Raw genomic sequence first — 15,456 nt, 5'->3', positions numbered from 1 at the left:
ATGACCGCGTTAAGAGAAAATACAGGCATTCGAGGGTCTGTTTAATTTTTAAAGATTTTTTTTGTTTTTATTTGCCTGAAGAAAGGTCCGTTTTACAAAAGAAGACTATAAAAACCAATTAATAGTGGATTTCAAATGAGAGTGGATGAAAAATTCAAAGAGATGGAAAATGTATTATTACACAGAGCTTTATACAAAGCTTGTTTTGAGCCTGGGTTCACTCTTTGTAAACTGCTCTCCGAGCTTTCGACAAACAGCGCTTTGCTTCTTGCCGATACAACCTGTTCCTTGTTAGAATTTATCAATAAATATATAAGACTCCTGGATTTTTCTATCGCAAGCAGACCTCTGAAGGGAGAGAATAAAAAAATAAATTTATGTTACAAGATAAAATATAGAAAAAATAAAATAATAATACGGCAATAATGATGCAAAAACCCAGATATGAAAACCGAAAATTCAGAAAGTAATATATAGCCTTTAAGCCTGGCAACTACCCATTCCTCTATTGCAAGATTTAACAGCTATCAAGACTTTATGTAATAACAGGTTTAACAGGCTGGATCAGAAGAATCTGAATTTCATAAATTACCAAGATGAGATTAATTATCCTGGTTTCAAACATTCTCAAACTCTAGGAAATCTCATATAACTCGTAAAAGAGGTTGAAAATGCACTTCAGTCTTGGAATCGATGCAGGGGGCACTTATACTGATGCCGTTATCGTTAGAGATTCGGACGGATCTGTGGTCGAATCCAGTAAAGCACTTACTACCTATCCCGATCCTCTCCCTGGAATGAAAAATGCTATTGACATGCTGAATCCTGAGTATCTAAAGGACATTAAACTTGTATCCGTATCTACAACCCTTTCTACAAACACTATTTTGGAAGGTACGGGCTTTCCTGTAGGGCTGATTATGGTAGGAGACTATGTAATTCCTGAGAAGCTTCCTACAGACTACTGGGTGGCGGTCTCCGGAGGGCATAATAGTGACGGAGAGGAACTGAAGGCTCTTGACCTCGATTCTGTAGAAGAATTTGCTCTCAGGGTAAAAGAAAAAGTTTCGGCTTTTGCGGTTTCTTCATATTTCAGCAACCGCAACCCTGAACATGAGCTTGCTGTCAAAAAAGCCGTAAAGGATCTTACAGGACATCCTGTAGTTTGCGGGCACGAACTTTCCCAGGATCTTGGAGCCTACGAAAGAGCTATAACTGCATTTCTTAACGCACAGCTAATTCCTATTACTCATAAGTTTATCCAGGCAATAATCAAGGAATTTGAGATCAGAGGTATTAATGCGAATATGCTTATGCTGAAATGCGACGGCTCAGTTGTGGGAATAGAAGAAGCCCTGGAAAAACCTATCGAAACCATATTCTCTGGACCTGCTGCAAGCCTTGTAGGCGCGTCTTACCTCAGCAAATTCGATACCTGTGCTATGATCGATGTCGGTGGCACGAGCACGGACGTAGCTATGATGGTGAACGGGCTTCCTCAACTCAGTAATTCTGGTGCAGTTGTAGGAGGCTGGCAAACCCGTGTAAAAGCTATCCGTATGGAAACCTCAGCAACTGGCGGAGACAGCCATGTCTGGGTAAAAGGCGACCGCATCTATATTGGTCCTCGCCGTGTGATCCCGCTTTGCCGGGCTTCGGTTATATATCCCGGTTTTAAGGAAAAATTGAAACGTAACAGGGTTGCAAAAGGATATCTCTGTGAGAGCATTCAGGTAACGAAGTTTTATGTCAGAACAGGCTTCAGACCTATAGAATTGAGGGCAGGAGAGCGGGAAATCTACAGGCATATCGGAAAAGAACCTGTTTCCTTCGGAGACTTGCTCGTAGCACTGAAAAAACGTCCTTCTCCGTCTATACTGGATTCATTGATCCAAAAAAGGTTAATCCAGGCAATAGGCTTCACACCGACCGACGCCCTGCATGTGCTTGGGGAATATACCGAATGGGATGTAGAAGCCGCAACAATCGGAGCTTCCATGCTCGGGAGAATATTGAAGCAGAGCCCTGAGGCTTTCAGTACTGAAGCAAAACGCAGGGTTGCACGTAATATTGCCGAGGATCTTATTGCCTACCTTATAGAAGGAATGCCGAGAAGTGAAATTGACAGAGTTCTCCTGGGAAGGAATTTTACCCGCTTCAGTGTGGAAATTCCTATAGTGCTTCTCGGAGGACCTGCAAGGGCATATGTTGAGAATCTGAAAAGCCTGATCAATGCTGATTTTATAGTTCCCGAGTATGCTGAGGTAGGCAATGCTGTTGGAGCCCTTGTTGGAAAAGGAATTAAAAGAGTGGAGATTCTTATAAAAACAAAAGTGATCCCAATATCCCACGAAGCTGAAGCTGAAAATTTTGATTATGAAGCTCATGAGAAGTGCTCTGCAGAAGGTATCATGCAGTATGAAACGAAAAATGAGTTCATTGTTTTTTCTCCTTCTGAGAGAAAAAAATTTGAAGTTTATAGTGAAGCCGTTGAGTATGCGGAGAAGCTCGGAAGGCAGCTAGTTATGGATTATATGGTGAACGCAGGACTTCAAAAGGAGAACATTAGAATAGATGTAAGCAGAAAACACCTGGCGCCAAGCGGCTGGACTGATGCACCCCTGGAAACAAATCTTGTTTTCGTAGGAATAGGAACCCCTAAAACCTCGATTTCGGCTTGATGGACAAGATAGAGCAGGGTATATGCAGCTGGATATTATAAGCAGGGATATATATCTTGAGGAATAATTTTACAATTCCGGATAAAAATATGTGTACGGCTGAAAAAGGACATGAATCACGTAACATAAATTAAAAATGGGGCTGTTTTGATATGCAATATAGTCTGGGTATTGACGCAGGCGGAACCTACACAGATGCTGTAATTTTAAGAGATTCGGACAGCCGGATTTTAGATACTAGTAAGGCAACTACTACATATCCGGACCTTATGGTCGGAATTCGAAATGCTATTGACAAACTGAATCCGGAGTACCTTAAAAAAGTAAAACTCGTATCGGTTTCTACAACCCTGTCAACAAATACTATTCTTGAAAGAACAGGATATCCTGTTGGTCTGATCCTTGTAGGGAACTATACCGTCCCAAGAGAGCTTCCCGCAGATTACTGTATTACTGTAAGAGGAGGGCATGACAGCGACGGAGATGAGCTGCATCCTCTTGACCTTACTGCCGTAGAACAGTTTGCAGTAAGCCTCAAAAAGAAAGTCTCTGCATTTGCGGTATCTTCGTATTTCAGCACAAGAAATCCGGAACATGAGCTTAAAGTTAAACAGACAATCCTTAAATTGACAGGACATCCTGTAGTTTGTGGGCACGAGCTTTCCCAGGAGCTTGGAGCTTACGAAAGGGCAGCCACAGCCATTCTAAACGCCCAACTAATTCCGATAACCTACCAGTTTATCCATTCCATCATGGCAGAAGTAAAGAAGAGAAAACTTGATGCAAAAATTCTTATGCTGAAATGTGACGGCTCGGTTATAGATATAAAAGGTGCAAAGCTGCGTCCCATTGAAACCATATTCTCAGGTCCCGCAGCAAGTGTTATGGGAGCCTCTTACCTCTCAGGACTGGATACCTGCGCCGTTATAGATGTAGGAGGGACAAGCACAGATGTTTCCTTAATAAAAAAGGGAAACCCTAAGCTCTGTGAGAAAGGAGCAGTTGTGGGAGGCTGGCAAACCAGCGTAAAGGCAATAAAGATAGAGAGTTCGGCAAATGGAGGAGATAGTCATGTGTGGTTTAAAAAATGTATCAGGATAGGCCCGAGAAGAGTTATGCCTCTCTGTTTTGCTGCCGTACAGTACCCTAATTTCAAGGAAAAACTGGAAAAAAACCCCGTACCCCTGAGAACCATGCTCAATGAGCATATCCAGCCTACCAAATTCTTTGTCAGTACTGGAACAGATCCCATTAATCCTACAGAAATCGAGAGGAAATTACTTGAATACATAAAAGACGAACCTCTCTCTATCCATGAGATTTTAAATAAGATGAGGAGGTTTCCATCTCCGGCAGTTCTCGATTCATTGATTCAGCAGCGAGCGATCCAGGCTATAGGCTTTACACCAACTGATGCCCTTCATGTGCTGGGGGAATATACCGAATGGGATGTAGAAGCTGCTCAGATCGGAGCCAAAAAGCTTTCACGTTTCACTCAAATGGGAACTCACGCATTTTGCAAGAAAGTAAAGCAGCAGGTTGCAAAAAATATGGCTTACAGCCTGATGTCCTTCATCATGGAAGGCAGGGGAAAAGATGGGATAAAGAAACTGCTTGAGGAAGAGATGCCTGTCCAGTACAAGCTGAATATTCCTATAGTCATGCTCGGAGGCCCCGTAAAGGCTTATTATGAGGAAATTAAGGCTCTCATTGATGCAGAGATTATAGTTCCCGAGCAGGCAAGGGTAGGAAATGCAGTTGGAGCGCTCGTAGGAAAAGGAATTAAAAGAATTGAGATAATTATCAGGCCATCCTCAATGGAAAACCCTGACCAGAATTTCCTGGTGTTTACTCCTGCAGGAAGGAAAAAATTCGAGCAATATCGAATGGCAGTAGAATATTCACATAAAGTTGGCGAAGAACTCATCCTGGATTCAATGAAAGACTTTGGACTTCCGGAAAGCTCGATAAAAATAGACACAAGCGTAGAATATCTTTCTCCCCCTGGCTGGAAGCAGACACCAATGGAGACGAAAATAGTTTTTGTAGGGACCTGCACCCCTGGGGTCATAACTTATTAAATAATATTATTTACATATAAAGCGTTAATTTAAAAGCCGGAGAAATGCTCAATTTGAACATGAACAGCCAAGGAACCAGCCTGCCGGAAAGAAGGATCGGCTTTAACTGCAAGCTACTGAATAACAGGAAGTAAGAGAATATGGGTTCTTCACTTATTGACCTTGTTTTCCGCTCCGATAAGAGAAAAAACCTTCTTCTATTTCTGGATAGCGGCTCAAAAAATATTGACGAGATCAAGGACGCACTTGATGTTACAGCCACATCGATCCTTCCCCAGATAAAAAAACTGATAGATAATGATCTTGTTATCCAGGAAGACAAAATGTATAAACTCACAGTCCTGGGAGAGTTCATAATCAAGAAGATAAAGCCCCTGATAAGCGCTCTTGAGGTAGTGGAGAAAAATAACTCTTACTGGACAGGTCATGACCTGAACGCAATCCCGCGCCATTTGCTGGAACAAATATCCGAACTTGGGGATTGTATCCTTATAGAGCCTGACCTGAACCATATCTATGAACCCTCTCCGAAAATTATTGAAAATATGAGCAATGCAAAGCGAGCTTCAACTTTTGCTTCTTATTTTAACCCCGCCTATCTTCCGCTGTACGTTGAGCTCGGCAGGAAAGATGCCGAACTTTCCCTGAATTTTACCCAGTCTGTCTGGGACCATCTCTCAAACGAACAATCAGATATGATAAATGAATTAATGGATATGGATAATGTTAGCCTGTATGTTTCCAAAGAAGGAATTAAACTTACTGAAGTGACCGTAACCGATAGGATAATGCTGCTAGGGCTTTTTGACAAGAACGGTAAGTTTGACCAGCAGTTCATTATGAGCTTTGAACAGAGCGCCCTTTCATGGGGTCAGGAACTGTTTGATTACTTCAAGAGACTTTCAAGACAGGTAAATAAGATATGAAGGGAATAAGGATGTAGATGAACCCAGGATATTTCTAAATCTCAGCTAACTCCAGAGATCATTATAGTCCCAGTAATTCGGAAAAAGAAACACTCTAAGAAAACTGCAAGATCAAGTTTCTATGAAACCACAAAAAAGCAATAAAAATAATTATATAATATTCAGTTGAATGAAAACGGTAATTCTCTTTATATTCCAGCTATGCGTCCCCAAATGTCCTTTGCTCATCAAAAATTTAAATGGTAAGGAGTAAAGGTGTAAGAAGTTAAGAGTCTTCTGGTATAGAGATATATGCAATGTCAGATATAATAGGATGAGACCTAAGAGAGGGAATCAGATGGAGTCATCATTACTGGATGTTCTCTTTCTTTCAGAAAAAAGGAAAAATCTACTTTTACTGCTTCTGGACGGACCCAAGAACATCGAAGAGATCAAAAGTACACTTGATGTCCGCTCAAGCCCGATAATGACCCAGATAAAGATACTGATGAAGAACGATCTTATTGTTGAGAGTAACAGGCTCTACAAACTTTCCAGTATCGGAGAAATTCTGGTTCCAAAGATGAAGACAATTCTGGAAACATTTAACGTTTTAGATAAAAACCACGATTACTGGATAAACCAGGATATGACGTCAATTCCTTCTGAGTTTCTGGATGAGATCGGAAAGCTTGGGGACTATATTGAAGTAAATCCTGACCGGAACCACGTTTTCGAATATCCCAAAGAAGTTGTAAAACATCTTTCCGAGTCTGAGAAAGTGATGATCACATCCTCCTTTTTCCTGCCTATTTATCCTTCCTTATGCATAGAACTTGCCGCAAAGGGTACGGATATAACTCTGGTATTTACAGAGTACGTTTATGACAGAATGCTCAACGATTACAAAAAGGAACTTGAGCACTTCCTGAACCTGAAATATACCAGACTCTATGTTTGCAATAATAACAATATGAAAATTGCTTCAAGCATAGTCACGGAAAAGTTTATGGCGCTCTCTCTTTTCTGTAACAGCGGGATATATTACAATCATAATCTGGTAAGTTTTGATGAAAGTGCACTCAAATGGGGAAGAGATCTCTTCAACCATTACAAAAATATAGCAAGGCCTATTACCAAAATCTGAGAATCTCTCCCGTATCCTGAACATGAATTACCAGATATTCCGAATAAAAGAGAAGAAACCCGGCTGGAGGTTAGTATCATCTTCTGCCGGGAGGGAAATCTGGTAAACCATAACACCGGGCAGATATGAGGATTTCAGTTCACACTTATCATAGTGTTCATTCCAGGGACATCTTTGACAACAAAGCTGTAGGTTCCGGCTTCATTGAAAGTGTACATGAAAGGTACCCTGTATGAAAGTTTTTCGTCCGGAAATAGCCCGTCCTCACTTACAAGCGCGTAATTGCCCTGTCTTTTTTCGTTCTACCAGGAGATGATGTCGCCTTTTGGAATATTAAGTTCCGCAGGAGTTACCACTCCGAGATTTCCAAGACGGACAATATGGCTCTCTCCAGATTTTAAAGGCATATTTTCTCCAGACGATATATCCTCGCCGGCTTCCGGTACTGGGATATCGGGGTCATCAGGTACAGATGATGTATTATCTTCCTCAGCACAGCCTGAGGCAAATAAAAATACAAGCGTTACCAGCAAAATCAGAATTTTCCCGTTCATAAAGATCCCATCTTCTGATGTTTATAATACATATCTTTTGATGATTATAATATAAGTTCAGCTTATGTTCATTATCTTTTTGATTTAAGGGAGGGTGGATGAAAATTGATGAGGAAAAACAGCATAGAAACGAAGAATTGAATTGAAAATTGAAACAAAATAGGGAATTAAATGAGAAACAAAGATAGAAATAAAAGGGAGTAGGATGAAAAGCGTGAAGAGAAGAAAATGAGAAATAAGATTTACGTCCCGACTGAGACTTGAACTCAGGTCTAAGGCTCCGCAGGCCTTAAGGATATCCACTACCCTATCGGGACGCAAGCGAGCAACACTGATAAGCACATTCAAGGATATAAACTTTATTCCTCAAGAGCAGGCTCAACCGCAATTTTACTGCTCTGCCCTGCACGAAAATTGGTTGGACAAAACCATATTTCTCCGGCATCACTATCAATAAAGATTAAATGCAACAAGTTAGATTTTATAATTTATGTCGATGACTATAGGACTTGCAGGAAAACCCAATGCGGGGAAATCCACTTTTTTCAAAGCTGCTACACTTGCAGATGTTGAAATTGCAAATTATCCTTTTACTACTATCAATGCCAACCACGGAGTTACCTATGTACGGGTAGAATGCCCCTGCAAAGAGAAGGAAAAGAGATGTGGAAAGTGTGTGGATGGGGTCAGGCTTGTCCCGATTGATATAATTGATGTTGCCGGGCTTGTCCCTGATGCATATAAAGGAAGAGGACTTGGAAACACTTTTCTGGATGAACTCCGGCAGGCTCAGGCGATAATTCATGTAGTAGACGCCTCAGGCGGGACCGACGCCGAGGGCAATCCTGTAGACATCGGAGATCATGACCCCCTTGAGGATGTAGCTTTCCTGAACAGGGAGATTACGATGTGGCTTTATGGTATTCTGGAAAGAAACTGGGTCAAGCTTGCCAGAAAGATCCAGGCTGAAGGGCTCAAGCTCGAAGTCGTAATTGCAGAACAGCTTGCGGGAGCAGGAATAAGAGAATCTCATGTAAACGCCGCTTTAACAGAAACAGGGCTGGCAAGGCTTGATCATATTAAATGGAGCGAAGATGATATGATCCGGCTCTGTGATGCAATGCGGGAGATCAGCAAGCCTTTGCTTATCGCCGCAAATAAAGCCGACATTGCCCCAAGAGGAAACCTGGATAGGCTTAAAGATCTTGACAGAATAGTGGTGCCTACAAGCGCAGCAGCTGAACTTGCACTTAAATCTGCAGCAAAAAATGGGCTTATAAAGTATAGTCCCGGAGATCAGAAGTTCGAGATACTTGGAGGGGAGCTTACAAAAGCTCAGAAAAAAGGGCTTGAAGCTATTCAGAAAGTGATTGAAAGGCTTGGCAGTACAGGCGTCCAGGAATGCATAAATAGGACTGTTTTTGAACTTCTTGATCTTATTGTCGTATATCCTGTGGAAGATGAAGGAAAATGGTCCGATAAAAAAGGGAATATTCTCCCTGATGCCTACCTTATGAAAAGAGGCTCTGCATGCCGTGATCTTGCTTACCAGATCCATACCGAAATCGGGGACCGATTCTTGTATGCAGTAGATGCAAGGACAAGGCTGAGGCTTGGGGAAAAGCATGAATTGAAAAACGGGGACGTTATCAAGATCGTGTCCACTGCAAAATAAGCAAACCTAAAAACTTGTTATCTGGAAAAGCCTGAAGCTTTATAACAACGGAAAAGATGAAATAGTGGATTGTTTTAGCTTGTCAGGGAGGATATTTTCCAGATGGACTTACTTTCTTTTGCATATCCGTTTTATGAAAGGTTCCTTGCCTGGCAGATAGCCAGGATGCCTTCAAATATTCCCAGGCATGTGGCAATTATACTCAAGGAAACTGACCTTTTCGATCCTAAAGGACTGGAGAGACTATTATCCGCGCTTGACATTTTTAGAAGGTTCGGGGCCGAACTTGTGAGCATCTACGTAGATATCCTGAAAACGGATTTGTCCTTGAAATCAGAGATTGCGTCAACTCTCCAAGCCCGGCTGGAAGAAAGTTTCTCAGATCTTCCGGAAGGTACAGGTTATAGAATTCATGGCGTTGACGGAGAAGTAAATGTCACTTCATCCGGAAAGGATTTTTTCGTTTATGTATCACTGGGATTTGGAGGAAGAAATGAAATTACCAGGGCTGTACTGGCCATCCTTGGCGAAGTTAAGGCAGGATCTGTCAGACCTGAGGAAGTGGATGAAAAAATGCTGGAGTCCCATCTCCTTGTTAATCACGAGCCTGATATCATGATCCGTTCGGGAGGACAGAAGCTTTCGGATTTCCTTGTCTGGCAGTCAGTTTATTCGGAACTGTATTTTACAGATGTCAACTGGAAAGACGTGCGAAGGCTTGACCTTCTCAGGGTGATGAGAGATTTCCAGAAAAGACAGAGAAGATACGGAAGGTGATTTGGACTGGAGTTTGGAGAAAAGCGAAAGAATGCTCGTTATGCAGTAATAGTCTGCCCTAAATGCCGGCAGCATGCACAGATTACTGAAACCGGAAAAAAGGCCCTGAAATGCCAGCACTGCGGTGCTCTCCTCGAAACCCGAAAACTCAGGGTATTTCACTCCTCCGAAGAACTCGAAGACGCCGTACTTTTCCGAACCCGCCTGCAAGCAGAAATCTCAGGAAAAGGCGATGAAACATTTTCGTTGCCCTCCTCCAAAGCCTCTGAACACCGGGACCTCGAAACTAAAACCCCAATAAAAGTATTTAAACTCCCAGAAAAACCCCCATCTAGCGGGCTTCCCCCTAAAAAAGACCCTAAATTAACCCTTCTTGAAATCCTGAAAACTGCAGGTGGAAAAATTGAAAAAAGCGAACTCCGACAGAAAGCCATCGAAAAAGGAATATCTCAGGAAAGATTCGAATCAATCCTCAAAGCCCTTCTCGAAACCGGAGACCTCTACTCTCCCCAACCCGGCATTATAAAAATTGTATGAAATAATATAACTCTACGGTCTGGTTATATTCGTTCATACAATTATTCTGCTTGAGTGGGCAAAAATAATGATGCTTTTCTAGTTACCCTTCTGCATAACGAGAAACCGTTACTCTTGTCCATAAGTTATCCCTTTTGAGCGAAACGAAGCAGGGCGCGAAAAAGGGCAGCGTACTGCTGCGATTATATCGCAACTCCGAGAAAATCTCCGATTTTCTGTGATCCCGAAGCACAATTCGGGCCATCCTCCCGAGACGGGACTCGGGAGACAAAAATATATTTACTACGAAAAGATTTACTATAATTGAATTTAAATAACAGTTGAATTCGTTTTCAGCAAGCTAAAAAAGAATAGGTTTTGCTCAAATACTATTCGAAAATTTTAAAGCCCCGTCGCAATTACATAAAATTCATTTTATCAAGTATAACGGTGTTAAACATGATGGATCCGCAAATTGAGCGAAAACTCATTGAAATTATGAGGGTGATTCACGAGAGTGACAAACCTATAGGTGCCCGGGCAATAGCTGACGAACTTAATAACCGGGGCTATGATATAGGAGAACGGGCTGTCCGCTACCATCTGAGGATCCTGGATGAGAGAGGGTTCACATGCAAACACGGGTATGCAGGGCGTACACTTACCGAACTGGGAGAAAGGGAGATGAGTGATGCCTTGATTGCAGACCGATTTGGTTTTGTAATATCCCGAATAGAAGAAACGGCGTACGGAACCACATACAATCCCGAGACCAATGACGGAGTAGTACCCGTGAATATCTCGTACTTTGATAAGGACGATTTAGAGGCTGTTATTGAAGTGATCTCATATACTGCACACGAAGGGTATATGATAAGCTCCAGAGTAAGGATAATCGAGGAAGACGAGGAAGCAGTTTCCCTTCCTCCTGGAAAAATCGGGCTAGCTACAGTGTGCAGTGTTGTTTTTGACGGGCTTCTTCTCAAAGCAGGCATCCCCGTGGAACCTGCCTACGGCGGAATTCTCCAGATGGAAAACCGAAAGCCTGTACGGTTTTTAGATTTAATTTCCTACAGCGGAACCTCAATCGACCCCATACAAATTTTCATGAGCAGAAAGACTACTTCTGTCCTTGATGTGCTTGAGAGAGGGGACGGTAAAATCCTTGCCAATATGCGGCAGATTAATTCCTCGGCTTATGACAGGGCTAAAGAAGTTATCAAAAGCGCGGAGAAGGTAGGCCTTGGAGGTTGCTTCCCTCCGGGGGGGATTGATGAAACCCTGTTTGGGGCGCCTGTAGAAACCGGAAAGTTCGGAATTTCGATCGTAGGAGGCATTAACGGCATCTGTGCCCTTGAAGAGACAGGAATTAAAATCAAGACAAATCCTGTTTCTACTCTTATGGAATATAAGAGTATGACTGAAATCTGAGGAAAGGATGTTCAGGCTTACTATTGTTTACGGCAATAAAGCCAGTCAGGATTTTACAGGAAGCTGGGGCTTTGCAACTCTTATTCAAACAAATTACGAAACCCTTCTTTTCGATACCGGCTGGGATGGGCCACTCCTTCTAGAAAATTTGAAGAAACTCAAGATTGAGCCTGCAGGCATCAGAAAACTAATTCTCTCCCACCAGCACTGGGACCATATAGGAGGCCTTCCCGAGATTCTTCAGGCAAATCCCGGGCTTGAGGTCTATGTCCCCGCTTCTTTTTCGGAGAATTTGAAAAGGGAAATTAAGAAAAGGGCTACTCTTATTGAGATAAAGGAGCCTGCCAAAATTTCTCAGGGAATCATGAGTACAGGAGAACTTGGAAACAAAGTAAAGGAGCAGGCGCTAGCTCTGGATACTGGAGATGGGTGTTATGTACTTACAGGTTGCGCTCACCCAGGGCTTGCTGCAATTCTGAATAGTGCCAGCCGTTATGGAAGGATAAAGGGAATTCTCGGAGGGCTTCACGATAGCGAGGAATTTGAAAGGCTGAGAGGGATGAGAGTCATAGCAGCAGGCCACTGTACCGCCCACATAGAAAGGATTAAAGAACTTTTCCCGAAGGAATTCATAGAAATCGAAGTCGGTTTATGCCTGGATCTTTGATAAATTAGTTTTCTTGCAGAATTACCATGTTATTAATAAAATTTTTGGTCTAATAGATATGAAAACAGAGATTGTTCCGAAGAATTTCTTAGGATTTTTAATTTTAAGCCTGGACACAAGTCAAGCTCTAAAAAATTCTAAAATTTAAGATTTTAATTCTAATCAATACATAAGATTTACAAATAATGTATAATTAGAAATATAATGTCCTATAAAAAGAATAAAAGATTTGATGAGGGATAGTGGGAGTCATGCAAAGGATCATATTATTCGACTTTCGCTGTTTTCCTGCTATGTGGAACTTACTTTAAAGAGGATAATTTATATTGTTTTTTCGACAACGGGCAAAATGAAGAGGAAACCCGTATAAAAAAGAAATAAAGGGAGAAGTATCGATGCTGGAAATAGAGGATCTGACTGTAGAGGTTGATGGAAAAACCTTGCTTCACGACGTAAACCTCGAAGTCAAGAAGGGATATACCAATGTGCTTTTTGGGCCAAACGGAGCCGGAAAGTCAGCTCTGATGAGAACGATTATGGGCTTTAGCGAGTATAAAGTTGTAAAAGGCAGAATTCTCTTTAAGGGAGAAGATATTACCAGCCTGCCAGTGGATGAGAGAGCCCGTCGCGGACTAGGAATTATGATGCAACGCCCGCCAGATATGTCCGGGATTAAACTCAGAGATCTTATAAAAGTGGTATCGGAAGGAGAGAGAGATCCTGGGACTCTTGCTAAAAACCTCAACATGGATCGTTTTCTTGATAGGGACGTAAATGTGGGCTTTTCTGGAGGAGAAATAAAACGTTCCGAACTTTTGCAACTTGCAGCCCAGAATCCGGACCTTTATCTCCTGGATGAACCCGAATCGGGAGTAGATCTTGTAAGCATAGAACAGGTTGGACTGACAATAAAAGAATTACTTGAAGAAGGCATAAGTTGCCCTGGTGAAAGCTGCATAAGAGGAAAATCAGCCCTTATAATTACACACACCGGTCAGGTCCTTGATTATGTAACCGCAGATAGAGGGTATATTCTCTGTAACGGAACAATCATGTGTTCAGGGAATCCTCTGAAAATGCTGGAAGAGATTAAGAGCAAAGGGTACGAGGAGTGTTTGGAATGCAAAATGATGATGTGAACCTGAAAAAAAGAGCAGAAGAGGCAGCCGAGAAAAAGGCGGCATTCGGAGAGGACTTTGAACTGGAGAAGTTTGAGGAAGGTTCCAGGGTCAGCAAGCCTATAGAAGACCTCCAGACCCTTGATGAGGAGAGCAAAAGAACCCTACTCCAGGTAGGAGTAATACCCAGTGAAGAAGGCCGGTCCGGCAGTCTGCTGGTGCTTGATAATGCGGTTTCCCATTCTTCCCTGAAAGATAAGAATGTAGAACTTATGTCCACCCGGAAAGCCCTTCAAAAATATGAGTGGCTCAAAGAATATTCTTGGAAGCTTGTAGCTGTTGATACTGACAAATACACGGCAAAAACTTACCTTGAAGATGCAGACGGATACTTTATCCGGGTGCCTCCTGGCAAGAAATCGTCCATGCCGGTCCAGACCTGCCTTCTACTTGGCAGTGACAGAGCTTTCCAGACCGTGCATAACATTGTTATAGTCGAAGAGGGAGCTAGCCTTGACATAATTACAGGCTGTACGGCTAAAAAAGAAGTGGAAGAAGGCTTGCACCTTGGAATTTCCGAGATGTACGTAAAGAAAGGTGCAACTCTGAATTTTACAATGATCCATAATTGGGCTGAGCAGATAGGTGTCAGGCCAAGGACAGTAATCCATGTGGAAGAAGGAGGAACCTACGTAAGCAACTATGTCTGCTTAAAACCGGTTCGTTCAGTCCAGACCTACCCGACTGTCAAACTCGAAGGAGAAGGTGCAGTAACCAGACTAAATACTATAGCCATTGCCCATTCAGGCTCCGAACTTGATCTCGGAAGCAGGGCAGTTTTTAATGCGCCTGGTACGAAAGCCGAACTCATTTCAAGAACTATCACAATCGGGGGAAAGATAGTTGCGAGAGGGGAAATGATAGGCAATGCAAAAGGAGCAAAAGGACACCTTGAATGCAAAGGGCTTGTCCTTACCGATAAAGGAAGCCAGCTTGCAATTCCCATCCTTGAGGCAAACGTAGATGATGTCGAACTTACGCACGAGGCTGCCGTAGGGAAAATTGCTAAAGACCAGGTGGAATACCTGATGGCAAGAGGCCTTAACGAAGACGAAGCCGTAGGCATGATAGTGCGCGGATTCCTGGACGTCGGAATAAGAGGAATACCAGAGGAACTGAAAAACGAAATCGAGAACACAATCGCACAGACAGCCTTTGGAATGTAATCAGAATAACCTTAAAAAGGGTTTGTTAATCCGGCAGGAAAAAGGAGAAACCTGCCGGCTTTTTCTAGAGCACTTGTGGATTTTAATGAGCTGAATGTATGAAGATAGATATCTTTTTTAAGATAAAAATAAGAGATTATACCTTCATTTTGCCTCCCATCTTCTTATGGAATATTTTTATTTTTGCACACCGGCAACGCGAAAGCAATAATAAAAAATGCAGTACTTCCTGTTTTTGGCTGGAGAATACAGTACTTGACATCGTATATATACTACGGCAATAATATTACAGTACTGTAGCACTCTAGAGGGATCGAAATGATAGACTTTGCCTGTAAAGAGTTCAAAATCGAAGATGTGATCAAGTGCGCCCTTAACCTTACAAAGGCAGACCTGAATGTTATGAAATACTTCTTAAATGAAAAAGAGCAATGGGTTGGCACAGATCATCTTTCAAAAGTTCTGAAACTGGATATTTCTACAATCCAGCGCTCCGTCAAAAAATTACATGAAAAGGAAATTCTTCAGAGGTCGCAACAAAACCTGGACGGGGGAGGTTATGTTTTCAAGTATAAGGTCAATTCAAGGGCTAAAATAAAAAATATCATAATGACTGTGGTGAATTCCTGGGCCGACCGGCTAGGACAGGAACTTGAAAAATGGGAAAATGGAGGCTGA

At 42.2% G+C, this 15,456-nt stretch carries 14 protein-coding genes, 1 tRNA gene and 1 pseudogene; 14 read left to right on the top strand and 2 right to left on the bottom strand.

The genetic code is table 11. The features are described 5' to 3' along the window. Positions 1 to 135: 135 nt before the first annotated feature. The 5 genes from AOB57_RS07865 (at position 136) to AOB57_RS07845 (ending at position 6,814) form a co-directional block, all read left to right on the top strand. Complete coding sequence (locus AOB57_RS07865) at positions 136 to 426, top strand: hypothetical protein (RefSeq protein WP_054299621.1); 291 nt, start codon at positions 136 to 138, stop codon at positions 424 to 426. A gap of 245 nt (positions 427 to 671) precedes the next feature. Beyond that, positions 672 to 2,681, top strand: a complete 2,010-nt coding sequence (locus AOB57_RS07860; protein WP_054299622.1) for a hydantoinase/oxoprolinase family protein — start codon at positions 672 to 674, stop codon at positions 2,679 to 2,681. 152 nt (positions 2,682 to 2,833) lie between these two features. After that, complete coding sequence (locus AOB57_RS07855; protein WP_054299623.1) at positions 2,834 to 4,762, top strand: hydantoinase/oxoprolinase N-terminal domain-containing protein; 1,929 nt, start codon at positions 2,834 to 2,836, stop codon at positions 4,760 to 4,762. Positions 4,763 to 4,902: 140 nt separating this feature from the next. Further along, positions 4,903 to 5,688: a helix-turn-helix transcriptional regulator gene (locus AOB57_RS07850; RefSeq protein WP_054299624.1), complete on the top strand. Its 786-nt coding sequence runs from the start codon at positions 4,903 to 4,905 to the stop codon at positions 5,686 to 5,688. 337 nt (positions 5,689 to 6,025) lie between these two features. After that, positions 6,026 to 6,814 (top strand): helix-turn-helix transcriptional regulator, encoded by a 789-nt coding sequence (locus AOB57_RS07845; protein WP_054299877.1) that lies wholly within the window; start codon positions 6,026 to 6,028, stop codon positions 6,812 to 6,814. A 302-nt stretch (positions 6,815 to 7,116) separates the two neighbouring features. Here AOB57_RS07845 and AOB57_RS14505 read toward each other — a convergent pair whose 3' ends face one another. Beyond that, the gene (locus AOB57_RS14505; protein WP_226999431.1) at positions 7,117 to 7,368 is read right to left on the bottom strand and encodes a hypothetical protein; all 252 of its coding nucleotides are present in this window, start codon (positions 7,366 to 7,368) and stop codon (positions 7,117 to 7,119) included. A 245-nt stretch (positions 7,369 to 7,613) separates the two neighbouring features. Then, positions 7,614 to 7,685: transfer RNA gene (locus AOB57_RS07835), tRNA-Arg, on the bottom strand. Positions 7,686 to 7,858: 173 nt separating this feature from the next. On the opposite strand from AOB57_RS07835, the gene AOB57_RS07830 reads away from it, so the two are divergent. The 9 genes and pseudogenes from AOB57_RS07830 to AOB57_RS07795 all read left to right on the top strand — a co-directional run bounded on the left by AOB57_RS07830 (position 7,859) and on the right by AOB57_RS07795 (position 15,456). After that, positions 7,859 to 9,043: a redox-regulated ATPase YchF gene (locus AOB57_RS07830; RefSeq protein WP_054299625.1), complete on the top strand. Its 1,185-nt coding sequence runs from the start codon at positions 7,859 to 7,861 to the stop codon at positions 9,041 to 9,043. Between the two features lie 102 nt (positions 9,044 to 9,145). Next, entirely contained in the window at positions 9,146 to 9,820 is a 675-nt protein-coding gene (locus AOB57_RS07825) for an undecaprenyl diphosphate synthase family protein (RefSeq protein ID WP_054299626.1), read from the top strand. A 6-nt stretch (positions 9,821 to 9,826) separates the two neighbouring features. Then, positions 9,827 to 10,021, top strand: a pseudogene (locus tag AOB57_RS15040) (DUF5817 domain-containing protein); the annotation flags it as partial. Positions 10,022 to 10,066: 45 nt separating this feature from the next. Continuing rightward, on the top strand, positions 10,067 to 10,357 hold the full coding sequence (locus AOB57_RS14500; protein WP_226999430.1) for a hypothetical protein: 291 nt from the start codon (positions 10,067 to 10,069) through the stop codon (positions 10,355 to 10,357). A 438-nt stretch (positions 10,358 to 10,795) separates the two neighbouring features. Further along, entirely contained in the window at positions 10,796 to 11,767 is a 972-nt protein-coding gene (locus AOB57_RS07815; RefSeq protein WP_054299628.1) for a DUF128 domain-containing protein, read from the top strand. 7 nt (positions 11,768 to 11,774) lie between these two features. Beyond that, on the top strand, positions 11,775 to 12,434 hold the full coding sequence (locus tag AOB57_RS07810; RefSeq protein WP_054299629.1) for an MBL fold metallo-hydrolase: 660 nt from the start codon (positions 11,775 to 11,777) through the stop codon (positions 12,432 to 12,434). 395 nt (positions 12,435 to 12,829) lie between these two features. Then, entirely contained in the window at positions 12,830 to 13,573 is a 744-nt protein-coding gene (locus tag AOB57_RS07805) for an ABC transporter ATP-binding protein (RefSeq protein WP_054299630.1), read from the top strand. Beyond that, on the top strand, positions 13,555 to 14,778 hold the full coding sequence (locus AOB57_RS07800) for a SufB/SufD family protein (RefSeq protein ID WP_054299631.1): 1,224 nt from the start codon (positions 13,555 to 13,557) through the stop codon (positions 14,776 to 14,778). The genes AOB57_RS07805 and AOB57_RS07800 overlap by 19 nt, the downstream gene beginning before the upstream one ends. 318 nt (positions 14,779 to 15,096) lie before the next feature. Then, positions 15,097 to 15,456: a hypothetical protein gene (locus AOB57_RS07795; RefSeq protein ID WP_054299632.1), complete on the top strand. Its 360-nt coding sequence runs from the start codon at positions 15,097 to 15,099 to the stop codon at positions 15,454 to 15,456.

Source organism: Methanosarcina flavescens, from assembly GCF_001304615.2.
Lineage (GTDB): Archaea > Halobacteriota > Methanosarcinia > Methanosarcinales > Methanosarcinaceae > Methanosarcina > Methanosarcina flavescens.
Note: the sequence above shows the minus strand (reverse complement) of the source record. Positions and strands in the feature narration are given on the sequence as shown.

Excerpts from the sequence above, each read along its gene's own strand:
- AOB57_RS07795 (WP_054299632.1), top strand. The coding sequence starts at position 15,097 with ATGATAGACTTTGCCTGTAAAGAGTTCAAAATCGAAGATGTGATCAAG.
- AOB57_RS07810 (WP_054299629.1), top strand. The coding sequence starts at position 11,775 with ATGTTCAGGCTTACTATTGTTTACGGCAATAAAGCCAGTCAGGATTTT.
- AOB57_RS07845 (WP_054299877.1), top strand. The coding sequence starts at position 6,026 with ATGGAGTCATCATTACTGGATGTTCTCTTTCTTTCAGAAAAAAGGAAA.
- AOB57_RS07860 (WP_054299622.1), top strand. The coding sequence starts at position 672 with ATGCACTTCAGTCTTGGAATCGATGCAGGGGGCACTTATACTGATGCC.
- AOB57_RS07805 (WP_054299630.1), top strand. The coding sequence starts at position 12,830 with ATGCTGGAAATAGAGGATCTGACTGTAGAGGTTGATGGAAAAACCTTG.
- AOB57_RS07830 (WP_054299625.1), top strand. The coding sequence starts at position 7,859 with ATGTCGATGACTATAGGACTTGCAGGAAAACCCAATGCGGGGAAATCC.
- AOB57_RS07850 (WP_054299624.1), top strand. The coding sequence starts at position 4,903 with ATGGGTTCTTCACTTATTGACCTTGTTTTCCGCTCCGATAAGAGAAAA.
- AOB57_RS07800 (WP_054299631.1), top strand. The coding sequence starts at position 13,555 with ATGCAAAATGATGATGTGAACCTGAAAAAAAGAGCAGAAGAGGCAGCC.
- AOB57_RS07815 (WP_054299628.1), top strand. The coding sequence starts at position 10,796 with ATGATGGATCCGCAAATTGAGCGAAAACTCATTGAAATTATGAGGGTG.
- AOB57_RS14505 (WP_226999431.1), bottom strand. The coding sequence starts at position 7,368 with ATGAACGGGAAAATTCTGATTTTGCTGGTAACGCTTGTATTTTTATTT.
- AOB57_RS07855 (WP_054299623.1), top strand. The coding sequence starts at position 2,834 with ATGCAATATAGTCTGGGTATTGACGCAGGCGGAACCTACACAGATGCT.
- AOB57_RS07865 (WP_054299621.1), top strand. The coding sequence starts at position 136 with ATGAGAGTGGATGAAAAATTCAAAGAGATGGAAAATGTATTATTACAC.
- AOB57_RS07825 (WP_054299626.1), top strand. The coding sequence starts at position 9,146 with ATGGACTTACTTTCTTTTGCATATCCGTTTTATGAAAGGTTCCTTGCC.